Origin of the sequence: Paludibaculum fermentans (genome assembly GCF_015277775.1) — a bacterium.
Lineage (GTDB): Bacteria > Acidobacteriota > Terriglobia > Bryobacterales > Bryobacteraceae > Paludibaculum > Paludibaculum fermentans.
Genome location: NZ_CP063849.1, coordinates 5,670,776 through 5,688,422, shown reverse-complemented (window position 1 = coordinate 5,688,422; position 17,647 = coordinate 5,670,776). Strand labels below are relative to the sequence as shown.

The following is a 17,647-nucleotide window of genomic DNA, read 5'->3' as shown; positions in this document are numbered from 1 at the left end:
CAGCAACCCATCCCCATTTCGAGTAATAGTAATCCTCCACAGAATGGGGGTGCGCCATATCCCCCACACGAACTATCCTTAAGAAACGTTGAGATTCGGCACCCCGCCAAATCTGGAATTGGCCGAGGTGTCCCGCACTGTGTCGTGACCCGACATCTGTGACTTGTGGGCATGGGGTTGAACGCCTTGTTGCAGACCGGAGGGAGCTATGGGATGCAGCTGTGTTTCCCGTTACATTCTGATTACGTTCGCACTTGTCTTTATGTGTGTTGGCCAGCAGGACCGGGCTACGCTGACAGGCCGGGTCAGCGATTCGTCCGGCGCTTCGGTCAAGGGCGTGGAGCTGAAGATCGAATCGGCTACGACGAACGCCGTTTATGAATCGCGAACCAACGAAGAGGGGCTGTTCACGGTCCCGAATCTGCCGGCCGGTGCTTACAGGCTGGCGTTTCGGGGCAGCGGCTTCAAAACGCTGATCCGCGAGCAGGTAGTCCTCAACGCGGCCCAGGTCGTGCGGATCGACGCGCAGATGCAGTTGGGCACCTTGACTGAGTCTGTGGACGTCACGGCGGAGACTCCGCTGCTGCAGACCGATGCGCCGGATGTCGGCACGGTGCTGAATCACCAGAAGCTGACCGGACTGCCGTTGAGCTTCAGCGGGGGACGGTATGCGGAGAACTTCGCCTACAAGCTGACTCCCGGCGTCGGCGGCAACAATTACGAAAGCCGGATCAATGGCAGCGCCGCGTTCTCGAAGGCGGTGGTGCTGGATGGGGCCGATGCCACCATTTATATAGGTGGACAGTTCGGCGAGTCCAGCCCTTCGCTGGAGGCTTTCGAAGAGCTGAAGGTGCAGACATCCGGCATGAGCGCCGAGTTTGGCCGCACGGGCGGCGGCGTTTTCAACTTCGTGATGAAGTCGGGCGCCAACCAGATGCATGGGTCGGCCGTCGGGTTCCTGCACAACGAGTGGATGGACGCCAACTCGTTCGTGAACAATTACTATGGGCGGCCGCGGCAGCGCGATCGCAGGAACGACTGGGGCGGATCACTGGGCGGACCGGTGGTGCTGCCGGGGCTCTACAAAGGTAAGGACAAGACGTTCTTCTATCTTGCGTACGAGCGCTACAAGGAGTCGTATGCGGGCGGTGGTTCGCCCACGGTCACGGTTCCCCTGGACGAATTCTGGAATGGCAATCTGAGCCGCCTGATGACGGGCACCGTGCTTGGCCAGGATGCGCAGGGACGCAACGTCAACCAGGGCGCGATCTACGACCCGGCCTCCACCCGGACGGTGAATGGACAGGTGGTGCGGGATGTGTTCGCCGGCAACCTGATCCCGCAGAGCCGGATCTCCGGACCGGCACAGAAGCTGGGCGCCATCTTCCGGCAGCACTACTCGCCCACCGTGAAAAGCGCCGACGGCCAGGTGCCCCTGCTGAACAACTCGTTCTTTCCCGTGTCGAACCAGGCTGGATTCACGCAGAACCAGTTCTCGGTCAAGCTCGACCACTACCTCTCGGCGGCACACAAGCTGAGCGGATCGTTCTCCTACATCGACCGGCCCAGAACCATCCTGGACCAGGGCGGAGTCTGGGATTTCAACGATCCATCGGGCGGCCCGCTGTCGCGCGCCCGGCTGCAGTGGGTCCGCAGTTGGTATGGCCGGCTGGCGTACGACTGGACACTGTCGCCCTCGGTTTTGAATCACCTGCAGTTGGGGTTCAACCGCCAGCGGAACCCCAGCGTGTCGGCGCACCTGGGCGAGAACGGAGTGGCCGCCCTGGGACTGACCGGACTCTCGAAGGAGTTCAACTACTCGGAGATCCAGTTCGGATCGAACAACTACCCCGCCAACTACCCGGCGCTCGGTTTCCAGACGAACGACTTTGGCGCCGGGCAAAACTTCCAGGTAATCGACACGGTCTCCTGGGTTCGGAACCGCCATACGGTGCGGGCTGGAGCCGATTGGCGACGTTCGTACCTGCGCTGGCGGACGGACAACGGGCCGGCGGCCATCAACTTCAGCCAGGCCCAGACGGGTTTGCCGGGCTACACGCAGACAGGCAACGGCTTCGCCAGCATGCTGCTGGGCGAGGTTGCCTCAGCCACGGTTCCCACTCCGACGCCGACCGGGTCCCGGTTCACCAACTTCGCTTTGTTCCTGCAGGATGATTTCCGCGCTACCAGCCGTCTGACGCTCAACCTGGGCGTGCGCTGGGATTACCAGCCCTTGCCGGTGGAGCAGTACAACCGGCTGGGCAACTGGAATCCAGGCGTGGTGGATCCGGCATGGGGGCTGCCCGGCGCACTGGAGTTCGCCAGTGCCGACCGCCGGACCTTCGCGCCCAATCACTACACGGACTTCTCGCCTCGCATCGGGTTCGCCTACCAGGTCAATGCCAGGACCACCGTTCGCGGAGCCTATGGGATCTTCTACCTGGCTCGGAACGGCAACGGCTGGTCTGGCGTGCCGTGGGCCCAGACCGCCGGCTTCGGGCAGGAGAATCGCGTCAGCACGACGGTCGACTACCAGGCCGCCTGGAACTGGAACAATCCCTATCCGGGCGTAAATCGGCCTCTACCTCAAAACGCCTCGCTGGCGAACGGTTCGCCCGGCATCTGGGGCATTGTGAGCTACGATCCCAATGCTGGCAAGAACGGCTACACGCAGCAGTGGAACCTGAACATCCAGCGCGAACTGGGCGCCGGCATCGTGGTTGACGCCGGCTATGTGGGCTCCAAGAGCACAGGGATCCAGGCGAATGAACTGCGGCGCCTCAATCAGTTGAACCCCAGGTTCCTGGCGCTGGGCGACGCGTTGGGCGTCACGGTCTCCAGCCAGGCGGAACTGCCGGCCTCGGTGGCCGCGGCAGGCGGGCGGTATCCGTTCCTTGATGCCGGCATCCGGGTGCCGGCCTACCAGACCCTGCTGCCATATCCGCAAATGCTGGGCACCAACGAGATCAAGAGTGCGGACAGCCCGCTGGGATTCTCCACCTACCACGCCCTGCAGGTGCAGGTGAACAAGCGGTATTCCGGCGGCCTGTCGTTTCTGTGGAACTACACGTTCTCGAAATCGATCGACAACGTGAGATCGGCCTTCGGAGATACGTGGGGCGCCAACAGCGGCCGTCCCTTGGACTACTACAACCAGCGCTTGGACAAGTCGGTTTCCGACGCAGACCGGTCGCATGTTTTCAAGACGGCGGTGCAGTACGAACTTCCGTTTGGCCGGGGGCGGCGCTTCGGTAAGACGCTGCCGGCCGCCCTGGACCTGCTGGCGGGCGGATGGACCCTGCATTACATCGGCACCTACAACAGCGGATGGGCCCTGGGTGTCAGCGGCTCCGGCACACCGAACAGCAACTTCGCGACAAACCGGGGCTATGCACTGAATCCCGGCGGGCTGCCGCTGGCCACGGGTTGGGACGCAGGCCAGTTGGACATGAGCCGCATCAGCCAGCCGAACTCCGCCAACCGCTATGTGAATACTCCGCTGTTCGTGAATCCCACGACGCTGGGGCGCTACCAGCGGGGCAATACATCCTATAAGCTCTCCCAATTGCGGAGCCCGTGGGAGATGTCGGAGGATCTGGCCGTGCAGAAAGGATTTCGCCCGGTCGAAGCGGTGCGCGTGCAATTGCGGGGTGAGGTGCTGAACGCCTTCAATCGAACCCTTTGGGGCACAATCAACGTCAACACAGCCAGTCCGTTGTTCGGTCAGGTGACCGGCACCAGCGACTGGTTTACCCCACGGAAAATCCAACTGGGCTTGAGGGCGGACTGGTGAGGCTCCACTTTCCCCGCGAACGGCGCGAAAATTGAGGTTCCGTGGTTGAATCGCGCAATGAGCAGCGTGTAGCGTGGAGGCCGGCGCCTGGGCTTGGCGTGGTTCTCCTGGCGTTTTGCTGCCTGCTCATCGGGTGCAGGCGGCAAACGGCGGTTGAGCCCGAACCATCGATAGCGTTCACTGAGGTCCCGGCAACAGGTCCGGGCGGCCCCAAGATGATCGGCACGATTGCGGGCCGGGTGAAAGGCGCGAAGCCAGGCCAGAAACTTGTGCTCTACGCGCGTGGCGGCATCTGGTGGGTCCAGCCCTTTACCACCTTGCCGAACACCGAGATACAGCCGGACTCCACCTGGAAGAGCGCCACGCACATGGGCACGGAGTACGCCGCCCTGCTGGTGGATAGGAGTTTCGCGCCCGCTCCCACAATGCCGAGCCTGCCGCCCATCGGAGGCAAAATCAGCGCCGTTGCTGTCGTGAAAGGTGGTGCGCCAGAAACGCTCACGTCGCCAACGCTGCATTTCAGCGGTTACGACTGGAAGGTCCGCCTTCTACCCAGCGACCGGGGCGGCGCGGCGAACCCCTATTCCGCGAAGAACGCGTGGACGGACGACCGGGGCAGGCTGCACTTGCAAATATCGAAAGGAGCCGATGGGTGGGAGTGCGCCGAGCTGTCTCTGGAGCGCAGCCTGGGCTACGGATCCTATGTGTTTGTGACGAGGGATGTGGCGAGTCTCGAGCCGTCCAGTGTCCTGGGCTTCTTCACCTGGGACGACCAGGGAGTCGAGGAAAACCACCGGGAGATTGACATAGAAATCAGCCAGTGGGGCGATCCCGGGTCGAAGAATTCACAGTTTACGATCCAGCCCTATTACGTGCCTGTGAATGTGGTTCGCTACCTGTCTCCGCCGGGCCAGATCACCTATTCGTTCCGTTGGGAACCGGGCCGTGTGTCATTCAAGGCCCAGCACGGGGACGGATTGCAGCGCGGCGGGGCGGTCATCTCGGAGCATGTCTTCACTTCGGGTGTCCCCTCACCCGGCGGAGAGGCGCTTCATATGAACCTCTATGTCTATGGGAAATCAAGGACGCTCCAGCGGAATGGGGCCGAGGTGGTGATTGAGAAGTTCCAGTATCTGCCCTAGCTCCGCATGGTCCCGTTGCCTGCCCACCGGCCTGCGGCACTGGCTGCTGGCCGGATTGGGGGCTCTGTGCCTGGCGGTACCGGCTAGCGCGGTGGATCCCAACCGGGCCATGTCGCAGTATGTCCGCGACCACTGGGGCACAGAGAGCGGGTTTCCCAAAGGCGCAGTCTATGACATCGCACAGACCGCGGATGGGTATCTGTGGTTCGGCACGGAGAAGGGACTTGTGCGTTTCGACGGAACCAGGTTCCAACTTATTCGCGACACGACCTCCAACTTGGCGAACGGCCACGTGCTGGGCTTGATGGGCGATCGGGACGGCAGCTTGTGGGTTCGTTTGCGGCGGCCGACGCTGCTGCGCTATAAAGACGGCCGGTTCGAGAATGCCATGGGCGCGTTAGGGCGTCCGACGTCAACCGTCACGGCGATGGGCCGGATGCAGGACGGAGCGCTGCTGGTGTGGGTGCTGGAAGGCGAAGGCAGCGCCATCAAGTACGCGGGCAGCCGTTTCGAGAATGTGGCCTCGACGACTGGTCTTTCCCGCTCGCCTGTCCTCTCGGTGTCGGAATCGACACCTGGCACCATCTGGATTGGGACACGCGATGCGGGTCTCTTCCGCCTGCGGGATGGCAAGGCTGAAGCGGTCAGCGATGGGCTGCCCGACCCGAAGATCAATTGCCTGCTCTCCACCCGGGAGGGGCAGTTGTGGGTGGGCACCGATAATGGCATCGCGCACTGGGACGGGCAGAAACTGATCCAGGCCAGGATGCCGGCCTTTCCCTTGCCGGTACGCGCTCTCGCGCTAACTCGCGACAGGGACTCGAACATTTGGGTCGGCACCAACTCGCAGGGACTCATCCGTATGAACGCGCAGGGCGTCTCAATGCTGGATGAGGGCTCCAAACGGAGCCCCGAGGCGGTCACGGCCGTCTTCGAGGATCGTGAGGGCAACATCTGGATGGGCAGCGCCGGCGGCGTCGAGCGGCTGCGCGACAGTGTGTTCCTTACTTACGGGGAGCCGGAGGGCCTGCCCTCTGAGAACAATGGGCCGGTGTTTCCCGAAAGCTCCGGCCGGACCTGGTTCGCCCCGGTGGAAGGCGGGCTCTACAAACTGGAGAACGGGAAGGCCTCGGCGGTGCGGGTGGAAGGGCTTGGGCAGGATGTGGTCTACTCCATCGGCGGCGCCCCCGGTGAGCTGTGGGTGGGCCGGCAGCGAGGCGGATTGACTGCACTGCGTGTGGATCACGGTGAGATCACGGCAAAGACCTACACGCAGGCGGATGGACTGGCGCAGAACAGCGTCTACGCGGTGTACCGCGCCCGGGATGGTTCGGTCTGGGCCGGCACCCTGAGCGGCGGCGTGAGCCACCTGGAGCACGGACGGTTCACGAGCTATAAGGTTGCCGGCGGGCTGGCCTCCAATACGGTCACCTCGATTCTCGAGGCCGCGGACGGCACAATGTGGTTCGCCACCCCGCAGGGCCTGAGCTCCCTCTCGCAGGGACGCTGGCGCACGTACGCCCTGAAAGACGGATTGCCGTCTGAAGGCGTCAACAGCCTGGCCGAGGATTCGAATGGAGTCCTGTGGATTGGCACGTCGGCCGGACTAGCCTACTTGCGCGGCGGCCGGATCCAGGCGCCGGCGGGCGACTACCCGGCGCTGAAAGAGCCGATTCTGGGCCTGGCCTTCGACAAAGGCGGCTCGCTTTGGATCTCGAGCACGAACCGGGTGATGCGGCTACGCTGCGCTCTCATTCTCAAGGGCGCCTCCCTGGCCGAGGCGGTAAGGGAGTTTGGCTGGACCGACGGCCTGCATGGGGTCGAAGGCGTGAAGCGCCACCGGTCCGTTGCGGCCGACCCCGAGGGACGCATCTGGTTCTCGATGAGCCGCGGTATCTCGGTGGTCGATCCGGGCCGCCAGACGATCGTCTCAGCGCCTTCCATCGCTCATATCCAGTCGCTCGCGGCGGACGGGGCGGCGATCGAACTGGGCGGCCGCACCAGGATTCCGGCCCGGCCGCAGCGCATGACGTTCGGCTTCGTCGGCCTCAGCCTGTCGGTGCCCGAGCGCGTGCGGTTCCGCTACACGCTGGATGGGTTCGACCGGGGTTGGAGCGAACCCACCTCCGCGCACGAAGCCATCTATACGAACCTGGGCCCGGGCCCATACCGGTTCCGGGTGATTGCCAGCAATGTTGACGGGCTCTGGAACGGCAATGAGGCCAGCCTGCAGTTCGACATTGAGCCTTCGTTCTGGCAGACCTGGTGGTTTCAATTGTCCTGCGCTGCGCTGCTGATCCTGATGACGGCGGCGCTCTATCGGCTGAGGCTGCTGCAGTTGACCAGGCAGTTGAACATGCGGTTCGAGGAGCGCCTGGCTGAGCGCACGCGCATCGCCCAGGACCTGCATGACACTCTCCTCCAGGGGTTTCTCAGCGCCTCGATGCAGTTGCACGTGGCGGCGGATACACTGCCCGACGAGTCGGCCGCCAAGCCGCGCCTGGAGAAGATTCTGAAACTGATGGCGCAGGTGATTGAGGAAGGGCGGCACGCCGTGCAGGGGCTGAGGTCGCAGCGGAGCGAAAGCCACGACCTGGACCAGGCGTTCTCCCGGATCCAGCAGGAGATGGGCATCCAGGAAGACGTTAAATTCCGGGTGATCGTCCAGGGGCGGCCGCAGTCGATGCACCCAATCCTGCGGGATGAGGTCTACCGCATCGGCCGGGAAGCTGTCGTGAACGCGTTCCGGCACGCGCAGGCCAAGAGCATTGAAGTGGAGTTGGAGTACACCTCGAAGCAGTTCCGCTTCCTGGTGCGCGATGACGGCTGCGGTATCGATCCGCAGGTGCTGAAGCAGGGCCGTGAAGGGCATTGGGGCCTGCCCGGCATGAGGGAACGAGCCGAATGGATCGGAGCGAAGCTGCACGTCTACAGCAGCGCTTCGGCCGGGACAGAAGTCGAATTGTCCGTGCCGAACCATATCGCGTTTGGTGGAAAACGGGTAGGCAAATCAAAGGTTTGAGTGAAGGAGCTGGATGAACGAAGAAAAGCAGATCAGGGTATTCAGCGTGGACGATCATCCACTGCTGCGGGAGGGCATCGCAACGATCATCAACAACCAGCCCGACATGGTGCTGGTCGGCGACGCGGCCAGCGGGAGTGATGCGATCCAGGCGTACCGGACGCACAAACCGGATGTCACGCTGATGGACCTCCGGCTGCCGGATATGAGCGGCATCGATGCCGTCATTGCGATCCGGACCGAGTTTCCCGAGGCGCGCATCATCATGCTCACCACCTTCGAAGGAGATGTGGAAATTCAGCGTGCACTGGCCGCCGGCGCCCGGGGCTACCTGCTCAAGAGCATGCCGCCCAAGGAACTGGTGGAGGTGATCCGGCAGGTGAATGCGGGCAAGAAACGGCTGCCGGCCGAAGTGGCGGCGCAACTGGCCGAGCACCTGAGCGACGAGTCACTGACAGACCGGGAGATCGACGTCCTGCGGCATCTGGCTGGCGGCAACCGGAACCGTGACATCGCCGAACTGCTGCGGATTTCCGAGGAGACAGTGAAGGTCCATGTGAAGCACCTGATGGAGAAACTCGGCGCAAGCGACCGGACGCAGGCAGTCGCGATTGCTGTGCGGCGCGGAGTCATCCAACTCTGAGTGCCGGCAGGGCTACCACAATAGAGTTAGCAGAGCATGACGAAGTTGAGGGATTCACTTTGTCCGGCCAGCCGCTACCTTACTGTCAGGTGCGCATTTAGCGCACTGTAAGGGTGCAAGGAGACGCAAGCTGCAGAGGCTATTTTCCACGTTTCCAGGCGGGTGGCCTGGAGTAGGCCTGTTGCTGCTTCGTGCCGCGGCGGGCGTGACGGCAGGGATTCAGAGCGCTGTCTATCTGTCTGGCCGTGACGACGCGGCAGTCTGGATCACGGCGGTGGGTCTGGCCGGCCTGCTGGCGGGGCTCACCCTCAGCATCGGCCTGATGACCCCTGTTGCCGGCGTCGTCGTGGCCGTGGAAGCGGTGAGTGTCGCCATGTCGTGGCTGCCGGCTCCCTCGCGGAATCTCTTCAATGCTCCGCTGCCCACAGTGCTCATCGTCATTGTTGCGGTGGCGGTGGTGTTTCTGGGCCCGGGTGCTTTCTCCCTCGATGCGCGTTTGTTCGGCCGGCGCGAGATCATCATCCCTCATCTGCCGCGGACACCCAAGCCGTAGACCCTGCGGTTGAGCGCGTTGTTACCTCAAAAGTGGTAGCGTGTTGTCCCGCTTACAGTGGTAGATAACAATCATTATATTTTGGGATAGTTTCTTTTCAGGATTGCCGCATATTAGGTAAGAAGGGTCGAGGCTGTAAACCGGACCCACATTGGAAGGAGACAAGGAACATGGCGGCGATTGCCAGCTCGATGCCCCAGGCCTCCTGGACAGCCCCCGAGCTTCGTTGGAGTCTGAGATCCGGAAATGCGTCGATTCGAGTCCTGACAGTGGACGCGCATCCCCTGGTGAGGGAAGGACTCGCGGCGGTCATTAACAAGGAAGAAGGCATGATGGTGGTGGCCGAGGCGGCCAGCGGGGAGGAAGCGCTGGAGGCCTTCCGGAAGCTGCGGCCGGATGTGGTCACACTCGATTTACAGTTGCCGGATATGCCCGGTGACAGTGTGGCGAGGCAGATTCTGGCGGAGTGCCCCACGGCCCGCATCGTGGTGATTACAGGGCTGCAGGGCGACGCCCATATGTTGCGGGCGCTGGAGGCGGGTGTGCGGGGCCTGGCCCTGAAGGGCATGCCAAACCAGGAACTGCTCGACGTCATCCGCCAGGTCCATTCCGGACGGAAGTCGATTCCGCGGCAGGTGGCGTCGGCACTGGCCGATCATCTTGGGGAAGAGTCGTTGACCCCTCGCGAAGTACAGGTCCTGCGACTGGTAGCGCGCGGCAATCGCAACAAGGAAGTAGCCGCCCATTTATCCATCGCGGACGAAACCGTGCGGATGCATATGAAGAACATTCTCAGCAAGCTGGCCGCTAACGACAGAACTCATGCGGTGACAATCGCATTGACGCGCGGGTTCATCGCGCTCTGATTCGTGGCCCGGTTGATGTCAAGGACTTAGCAGTTCAGATTCCTCCAGGCAGGCCTGGGTCCTCGTCCCGACCCGGTAGCTGTCCAAACGAAACAACAAGATTTCCATTCGTACCAGTCGTGCCTGTATTGGCGTGAGCGGACCGAAGAACCGTGTGAGGAGCAAACATGAGGTATCAAAACCGCACCGTCAGTGCACCCCGAAAGCGGCCTCAGCGGCCAGGCTGGAGAGCCGCCATCTGCTCCAGCCTGGCGGCCCTGGCGCTGTTGGCGGAAGGTGCGAGCGGGCAGGAACAGACCCGGGCAGGGCAGATTGAAAAGCAACGGGCCGAGAAGGCGGCCCGGTTGAAACCGGATGAAGTGTCGCCGGCGGAACGGCGTTTGCGCGACTTCCGCGAGCAGCACTACATGGAGCGGTTTGCGGCCGGCATCTATGGTTTTCGGCCGAAGATCGGCAACATGGTCACCGGCGGCGGGTTTGCGATCGGGCCCGAGTATTACAGAAACGGACTGGCCAACGGCTTGATGAACGTCAGGGCCTCGGCGCAGATATCGACGCGCAACTACCACAAGCTGGAAGCGTCGATGGCCATGCCGGAACTGGCCCGCGGCCGGCTGAACTTCGATGTCCTCGCCGTCCATCGCTATCTCCCGTCGCTTCAATATTATGGGACGGGCCCGGACACCCCGAAGGAGTTCCGGACCAACTACCTGCTGGAAGACACCAGCGTGGACGGCACCCTCGCCGGCCGGCCGTGGAAGAGCCTGGTGCTGGGCGGGACCAGCGGCTACCTGTGGACCAATGTCGGCCGCGGCCGCGACAGCCGGTTCGCCTCCGCCGAAACCGCGTTCACGCCGGCCCAGGCGCCGGGCATCGACCTCCAGACGAACTACCTGCGCAATGGCGTGTTTGCCCAGTGGGATTACCGCGATAACCCCGCGGGCCCCAAGCAGGGCGGGAACTACGTGATGCAGTACTCGTGGTATCACGATAACCGCATAGGCTTGTACAGCTTCCGGCGGCTGGACCTGGATCTCCAGCAATACATCGGGTTCCTGAACAAGACCCGGGTGATCGCGCTGCGAGCCAAAGCGCGGTTGAGCGATACAGACCGCAACGAGCAGATTCCGTTCTACATGCAGCCGTTTCTGGGCGGGTCTGACGATTTGCGCGGCTACCGCCCGTTCCGGTTCAACGATCGTAACTCCATGGTTCTGAACGCGGAATACCGCTGGGAGATCTTCAGCGGACTCGACGGGGCGGTTTTTGCCGACGCCGGTAAAGTCTTCCCGCGCCGGGGCCTGCTGAATTTCCGGGATCTGGAATCTTCGGTCGGGTTTGGATTGCGGTTCAACGCGCGCAACCGGACCGCGGTGCGTGTGGATGTGGGTTTCAGCCACGAGGGCTTCCAGGTGTGGTTCAAGTTCAATGATGTTTTTGCGACGCGGCGGTTCGGCACGAGTGCCGGGCAGCCCCTGTACTGAGGAGACAAAGCGATGCGTCGACTGACCTTATTCCTGTGTCTGGCCGCGCCGCTGGCCGCCCAACGGTTCTATGTGGACGATCCGCTGGACAAAGAACCGCCGCCACTCTCTGTAGGCGACCTGCTGAGCCGTAAGCTGAGCGATTACTATGACTTGTTTTCGAACCAGTTCGGTGACGTCGGAGAGCGGCAACCCCGTGGCGGCACCCCCATCCGCGCCCTCGGGGTGAATACGCTGGGCGAACCGATGGACGGGGGCTGGTATCGGAAACGTCACTACTATCACCGGATGAGCCGGGAGGAACTGGTACGCGGCCCTGGAGCGGAGAATCCCCCCTCGGCGAGCGGGAAATGGACGATTGTGGCCGCCAAGTCGGAGGGCGTGACGCCCGGCTTCGCCATCGTCGATTCCGAGAAGCAATTCTATTACGTAAAGTTTGATCCGCCGTCCAATCCAGAGATGGCGACGGCGGCGGATTCGATTGGCGCGCGGTTCTTCTACGCTCTCGGCTACTACGTGCCGGAGAACTACCTCGTGCGCTTCCGGGCGGATCAACTGCAACTGGGCCCGAACGTTCAGGTGGAAGACGCCACTGGCAAGAAGCGGCCGATGACGCAGGATGACGTGACAAGGCTGCTGCGGAAGGTTCCGGTGGACCGCGAGGGCCGTTACCGCGCCACCGCCAGCCGCAGCGTGGCGGGTAAACCCATCGGCCCGCCCCGCTATCACGGCACGCGTACGGACGATCCGAACGATATCGCGCCACACGAACACCTGCGCGTGCTGCGCGGCCTGCAGGTCTTTTGCGCCTGGCTGGATCACGATGATTCCCGGGCCATTAACAACCTGGACACGGTGGTGACGGAGGACGGAGTGTCCTACGTCCGCCACTACCTGCTGGACTTCGGCTCGGCGCTGGGCAGTGCGACGAACCGGGCGAACAGTCCCCGCTCCGGCGATTATTTCTTTACCTGGAAGGGCAGCGCGGCGCAACTCTTCACCTTGGGCTTGAAGCCACCGTATTGGGCCTTCGCGCAATATCCGGATCATCCGTCGGTGGGCTTGTTTGAGTCGAAGGTGTTCGATCCGGAGAAGTGGGTGCCTGAATACCCCAATCCCTCGTTTACCAATCGTTTGCCGGACGACGAGTTCTGGGCGGCGAAGCAGGTGATGGCGTTCAGCGACGACGACATTGCGGCTATCGTCGGCACGGGGCAACTTTCCAACCAGAAGGCGGCTGCCTACCTCGCCCAGTGCCTGCGCGAGCGGCGCGACAAGATCGGAATGGCCTACTTCGCGAAGGTCCTGCCCTTCGACCGATTCAGGATTCAATCCGGACGTCTGGGTTGGGATGATTTGAGCCAGAAACATGGATTCGGAGTGGTAGGAAACGTGCAGGTCCATTGGGCACGGCTCGACAACCAGACTGGGATCCGAACGCCTCTGTCAGACGTAATAGGGGAGAGCGTGCCTGCCGTGAATGGGTACCTGGCGGCGGAGTTGAGCGCTCCTTCGCGTCCCAGGCAGACCGTGATCGTCTATTTGAGACAGAACGCGCAGGGCGCCTCCGTCGTGGGTGTGGACAGGACTTGGTAGCTGGGCTGAAGAAAGGGCATCAGGACTAACGCCATGATTCAAAAGCAAGTAACCACTGAATCTCTGAATGAAGTCTATACGCTGGCGCTGCTGCTGACGGGCAGCCGGCGCAGGGCTGACGCAGCGGTGACGGAAAGTCTGCGGCAGATCACGGATAGCGGCGTGCAATGCGCATCGTTGCACGAGGCGCTGCTTCAGCGGACAGTGTCCGCCGCTCTGGACGGTCCGCAGCATGGCGGAGAGGAGCTGGGCCTCCCGCCCGAAATGCAGCGGGTACTGGCCTTGCCGGCGCGCCTGCGCCACTGCTTTGTCCTTCGTTTTCTTCAGTCTATGCCGCTGGAGCAGTGCGCGCGGCTGCTGCGGATCCGGCCGGAGCAGGTGACGGAGTACGCCGCCGCGGCGGTTCGCATGCTGGCTGATGTAATGGTGTCAGAGCGGGCCGCATGAAGCACACCTGGCGATCTGCCTGCCGGGTTGCCAAGACCGCAAGGGATAGAATACAAGGTGATATGGTTTCCAGAGACATTAGGCCGAGCAGCGCGTCCCATTCAGCGCCAAGTGCATGAAAAAACCCTACATATTGGCGATCGACGACGACACTTCGGTGTTGCGCGCTGTGGAGCGCGATCTCAAGGCTAAGTTCTCCCAGGACTATCGCATCATCGCGGTGGATGCGCCTCAAAAGGCGATTGACGTTGTCCGCCAGTTGACATCTCGTGGCGACCGGGTGGCACTCTTCCTGGTCGACCAGCGGATGCCGCACATGAGCGGCACGGAATTCCTGCAGGAAGTGATCGCCCTGCAGCCCTCCGCCAAGCGGGTGCTGCTGACCGCCTATGCGGATTCGACGGCGGCCATCGAGGCGATCAATAAGGTCAAGCTGAACCACTACCTGATGAAGCCGTGGGAACCGCCGGAGCACAATCTGTACCCGGTGCTGGCCGATCAACTGGAAGACTGGCAGGCGTCCAGCCGGGAAGAGTTCGACGGTGCGATTGTGCTGGGCACTCGTTGGGCTCCGGAGACACACAAACTAAAGGACTTTCTGGCGAAGAGCCAAGTGCCTTACCGCTGGTTGGAGCCGGAGGGCGTGGCGGACGTACGAGTGCTCGCCGCACTGGCCGGCCGGACTCCGGCGCTGCCGGCCCTGATCTTCCCCGACGGCACCATTCTGGAACAGCCCGACCTGCCGCAAGTCGCGCAGAAGTTGGGCCTGGCTACGGTGCCCAGCCGCCGGTTCTACGACGTGATTGTGATCGGAGCGGGCCCGGCGGGCCTGGCTTGTGCGCTGTACTGCAGCACGGAGGGTTTAAAGACCGTCCTGGTGGAACGCGAGGCGGCCGGCGGTCAGGCGGGCTTGAGTTCGCGGATCGAGAACTACCTGGGTTTCCCGTCAGGCTTGAGCGGCGCGGATCTGGCGCGCCGCGGCGTAGCCCAGGTGAAGCGGTTCGGAGTCGAGGTCCTGGCGCCGGCCGACGCGGTCGGGCTTTCGGTGGAAGGCGAATACCGGGTAGTGAAGCTCTCCAACGGCCAGGAACTCGCCGCGCACAGTGTCGTCATCGCGGCAGGCGTGCAATGGCGCCGGTTGGATGTGCCCGGAATGGACCAGCTCACAGGCGCGGGCATCTACTATGGAGCCGCCACGACCGAGGCGGCGTCCTGCAAGGACGAAGACGTCTACATTGTCGGCGGAGCGAATTCGGCGGGACAGGCCGCCGTCCACTTTGCCGAAGTGGCGCGCAGCGTGACCATGATCGTCCGCGGCGATGCCTTGTCGAAATCGATGTCCCACTATCTGGTGCAGCGGATCGAGACCATCCCGAACATTTCGGTAATGCCGAATGCCGAGGTGGAGTCCGTCTGCGGGGAAGGCCGGCTGCAGGAGATCAGCGTCCGGCACTTCCCGGACAAACGCATAGAGAAACTGCCTGCCTCGGCTCTGTTCATCTTCATTGGCGCGGAGCCGCACACTGAGTGGCTCGACGGAGTAGTCCGGCGGGACAACAAGGGCTTCCTGCTGACCGGCGCCAATGTTCTCTCGGACGGCAAGCGGCCGGCCGGCTGGAAGATGGACCGGGATCCTTACCTGCTGGAGACCAGCGTGCCGGGTGTGTTCGCGGTGGGCGATGTCCGCGATGGCGCGGTGCGGCGGGTGGCGAATAGCGTGGGCGAAGGCTCGATTGTTCTGTACTTCATTCGCCAGTACATGCGGAATCGGTAGGGGATCAAATGCCGGAAGAGACGTACGAACCAGCAACCATTGCGGACCTGATGCAATCTCCGCTTTTCCAGGATGAGAGCACGGAAGCAGTAGCCTGGATTGCGCAACAGATGCACATCCGGCGGCTTGCAGCCGGCGAGGTTCTGTGGAATCAGGGCGATGTGGTGACGGAGTTCCAGTTGGTCCTGGAAGGCGAACTCCACTACCGGCGGGACGATGATCCGTATGCCCAGTTCATTGTAGGAACCGCCGGCCACCCGACAGGGGTGCTGCCATTCTCCCGGATGAAGCAGGCGACGGGCCGCGTTTGGGCGGTGGTGCCGACGCGGTTGGCCGCGATGGAGTCATCCCACCTGAGGGAGCTGGTGTATCGCGCGCCGCTGGTGGCCCAACGGCTGGTTTCGCAGATGACGGACCGGACGCGGGAAATCACGCGCATGGAAGAGGGTTCCAGCCGGCTGCTGGCACTGGGGAAGCTGGCGGCGGGGCTGGCGCATGAACTCAACAACCCGGCCTCGGCCGCGGTGCGGTCGTCGGCGCTGCTGCGGGACGTGCTGAAGGAGCGGCGCAAAGCGGCCGTGGCGCTGCATGGAGTTGTGATTCCGCCCGGGGCCCGGGAGAGCATGAGCGGCATGATCGAGTCGATCGAGGAATGCGTCAGTACACCGGGAGACATCGACGCGCTGGAGCGGGCCGATCTCGAATCGGATATGTCGGACTGGCTGGACCACGCCGGTTTGCCGAGCTCGCTGGCCTCGGCACTCGTCGAGGCCCGGATCACGCTGGAGGAGTTGAAACCGCTATCGGCGGCGCTGCCGCTGGATCCCCTGGCGAACTTTCTCAAGTTGATCGTGGCCGATCACCAGACGCTGTGCCTGACGCGCGAATTGGAAGAGGCGTCGAGGCGGATTTCCGATCTGGTGCAGGCGGTGAAGCTGTACTCCTACATGGACCAGAGTCCGGTGTCGGAAGTGGATGTGGAGCAGGGGATCGACCTCACGCTCCGCATGTTCCAGCACCAGTTGAAGCACGGCTTCACGGTGAACCGGAACCTGAGCGGCCAGCTGCCGAAGGTGCGTGCGAACGGCAGCGCGTTGAACCAGATCTGGACGAACCTGATCGACAATGCGATCGATGCCATGGATGCGATGGGTGCGATGCCCGCCGGCCAGCCGAAGGTGCTGACCGTGCGGACGTGCCTGGAACCGGAGGGCATCCTGGTGGAGGTTGGCGACAACGGCCCCGGCATTCCGCCCGAGGTGCGCAGCCGGATCTTCGATCCGTTCTTCACGACCAAGGGTGTGGGCGAGGGGACGGGCCTGGGGCTCGATATCGTGCGCCGCATTGTGCGCAGCCACAAGGGGACGATCCTGGTGGATTCCGAACCGGGGCGGACCGTGTTTCAGGTAAGGCTCCCGCTGAACGCGGCGTGAGGCTGCCACGGCTGGCTCCGCAAGCGATGCGGATTCGAGCGATGCAAGTGTTCTAGAATGAGAAGGTGTAGCAATGTCGGGGCGTAGCGCAGCCTGGTAGCGCACCTGCCTTGGGCGCAGGGGGTCGGGCGTTCAAATCGCCCCGCCCCGACCAATAGCATCAACAGCCTACAGCTTGACGCCCTCGCTTCTGCGATTTAAGCATCAGGCGCTTCCTTGTCAGGTCAATCAAATCCGCTCTTAGTGCGGCCGACAGAATGAAACTTTGCGAGCACGCCACGGCTGGTTGATGCGTTCTCCCCTGAGAGCCTAGGCGAAGGTATTGGCGTCGCGCATCGCATCCGCAACGTCTGGGGTTTACTAGCCGATCCTCGGTGGCTGCAATGTCACATTCCAGCGGCCTGCTCCGTCTCACAACTGTAGGCTGGAGACAGAATCTGTGAGACGACTCATCACCCTCATCATTACCGCCGTGGCCGCAGCCGCCATATTTGCCGGGCTCGTGCATGCCGTCTTGGTGGTCGCGCACGTTTCCGAGCCAGCGACCACCACGGTCTACGGACTGACCCCACGGCGTCTCTGGGCAACTACGGCTGCTGTGATGGGACTGGTGGGCGTGCTTGTGGGTAGTTTGGCTCGGGTGCGCCCCACGAGTCGTTTCGGAGCCGACTCCGGGCGGCTGGGACCCACCGTTGCCCTGGTCGCGGGATTCCTCGCAGCGGTCAGTGGGGGCTTGAATGTGGCGATTGCCAATGGAGGTCCCGGCACCGGTAACGGGGTGGTGGGTGGCGCCGCGGCATTCGTTCTCGGCCTGATTGCCGTCGCCCTTGGCGTGCCCGGGCTCACCCGTCGCCGTCGCGCAGCCTTTGAACCGGGACGAATGACGTGAGCTCG

12 protein-coding genes and 1 tRNA gene are annotated in these 17,647 nt (G+C 63.0%); all 13 read left to right on the top strand.

The features are described from left to right. The first annotated feature begins 208 nt into the window (after positions 1 to 208). The 13 genes from IRI77_RS22375 (at position 209) to IRI77_RS22315 (ending at position 17,642) form a co-directional block, all read left to right on the top strand. Complete coding sequence (locus tag IRI77_RS22375) at positions 209 to 3,793, top strand: TonB-dependent receptor (protein ID WP_194447233.1); 3,585 nt, start codon at positions 209 to 211, stop codon at positions 3,791 to 3,793. A 215-nt stretch (positions 3,794 to 4,008) separates the two neighbouring features. Then, positions 4,009 to 4,935: a glycoside hydrolase family 16 protein gene (locus IRI77_RS22370; protein WP_228486262.1), complete on the top strand. Its 927-nt coding sequence runs from the start codon at positions 4,009 to 4,011 to the stop codon at positions 4,933 to 4,935. Beyond that, positions 4,910 to 7,957, top strand: coding sequence for a sensor histidine kinase (locus tag IRI77_RS22365; RefSeq protein ID WP_194447232.1), 3,048 nt, complete (start codon positions 4,910 to 4,912; stop codon positions 7,955 to 7,957). The genes IRI77_RS22370 and IRI77_RS22365 overlap by 26 nt, the downstream gene beginning before the upstream one ends. Before the next feature lie 13 nt (positions 7,958 to 7,970). Continuing rightward, positions 7,971 to 8,600, top strand: a complete 630-nt coding sequence (locus tag IRI77_RS22360) for a response regulator (RefSeq protein WP_194447231.1) — start codon at positions 7,971 to 7,973, stop codon at positions 8,598 to 8,600. Positions 8,601 to 8,781: 181 nt separating this feature from the next. Next, entirely contained in the window at positions 8,782 to 9,153 is a 372-nt protein-coding gene (locus tag IRI77_RS22355) for a hypothetical protein (RefSeq protein WP_228486261.1), read from the top strand. 170 nt (positions 9,154 to 9,323) lie between these two features. Next, positions 9,324 to 10,019, top strand: coding sequence for a response regulator (locus IRI77_RS22350; RefSeq protein WP_228486260.1), 696 nt, complete (start codon positions 9,324 to 9,326; stop codon positions 10,017 to 10,019). A 167-nt stretch (positions 10,020 to 10,186) separates the two neighbouring features. Then, positions 10,187 to 11,503 (top strand): BamA/TamA family outer membrane protein, encoded by a 1,317-nt coding sequence (locus IRI77_RS22345; protein WP_194447230.1) that lies wholly within the window; start codon positions 10,187 to 10,189, stop codon positions 11,501 to 11,503. A 12-nt stretch (positions 11,504 to 11,515) separates the two neighbouring features. Further along, on the top strand, positions 11,516 to 13,099 hold the full coding sequence (locus IRI77_RS22340) for a hypothetical protein (protein WP_194447229.1): 1,584 nt from the start codon (positions 11,516 to 11,518) through the stop codon (positions 13,097 to 13,099). A gap of 33 nt (positions 13,100 to 13,132) precedes the next feature. Continuing rightward, positions 13,133 to 13,546, top strand: a complete 414-nt coding sequence (locus IRI77_RS22335; protein ID WP_194447228.1) for a hypothetical protein — start codon at positions 13,133 to 13,135, stop codon at positions 13,544 to 13,546. Between the two features lie 115 nt (positions 13,547 to 13,661). Next, on the top strand, positions 13,662 to 15,320 hold the full coding sequence (locus IRI77_RS22330; protein WP_194447227.1) for an FAD-dependent oxidoreductase: 1,659 nt from the start codon (positions 13,662 to 13,664) through the stop codon (positions 15,318 to 15,320). An 8-nt stretch (positions 15,321 to 15,328) separates the two neighbouring features. Continuing rightward, positions 15,329 to 16,753, top strand: coding sequence for a sensor histidine kinase (locus IRI77_RS38495; RefSeq protein WP_194447226.1), 1,425 nt, complete (start codon positions 15,329 to 15,331; stop codon positions 16,751 to 16,753). A gap of 77 nt (positions 16,754 to 16,830) precedes the next feature. After that, a tRNA-Pro gene (locus IRI77_RS22320) sits at positions 16,831 to 16,907 on the top strand. A 285-nt stretch (positions 16,908 to 17,192) separates the two neighbouring features. Then, complete coding sequence (locus tag IRI77_RS22315) at positions 17,193 to 17,642, top strand: DUF6223 family protein (RefSeq protein ID WP_194447225.1); 450 nt, start codon at positions 17,193 to 17,195, stop codon at positions 17,640 to 17,642. The last annotated feature ends 5 nt before the right edge of the window (positions 17,643 to 17,647 follow it).

What these genes read in the sequence shown, in the direction of transcription:
- IRI77_RS22375 (WP_194447233.1), top strand. Translation starts at nt 209, where the DNA reads ATGGGATGCAGCTGTGTTTCCCGTTACATTCTGATTACGTTCGCACTT.
- IRI77_RS22370 (WP_228486262.1), top strand. Translation starts at nt 4,009, where the DNA reads ATGATCGGCACGATTGCGGGCCGGGTGAAAGGCGCGAAGCCAGGCCAG.
- IRI77_RS22360 (WP_194447231.1), top strand. Translation starts at nt 7,971, where the DNA reads ATGAACGAAGAAAAGCAGATCAGGGTATTCAGCGTGGACGATCATCCA.
- IRI77_RS22350 (WP_228486260.1), top strand. Translation starts at nt 9,324, where the DNA reads ATGGCGGCGATTGCCAGCTCGATGCCCCAGGCCTCCTGGACAGCCCCC.
- IRI77_RS22345 (WP_194447230.1), top strand. Translation starts at nt 10,187, where the DNA reads ATGAGGTATCAAAACCGCACCGTCAGTGCACCCCGAAAGCGGCCTCAG.
- IRI77_RS22340 (WP_194447229.1), top strand. Translation starts at nt 11,516, where the DNA reads ATGCGTCGACTGACCTTATTCCTGTGTCTGGCCGCGCCGCTGGCCGCC.
- IRI77_RS22335 (WP_194447228.1), top strand. Translation starts at nt 13,133, where the DNA reads ATGATTCAAAAGCAAGTAACCACTGAATCTCTGAATGAAGTCTATACG.
- IRI77_RS22330 (WP_194447227.1), top strand. Translation starts at nt 13,662, where the DNA reads ATGAAAAAACCCTACATATTGGCGATCGACGACGACACTTCGGTGTTG.
- IRI77_RS38495 (WP_194447226.1), top strand. Translation starts at nt 15,329, where the DNA reads ATGCCGGAAGAGACGTACGAACCAGCAACCATTGCGGACCTGATGCAA.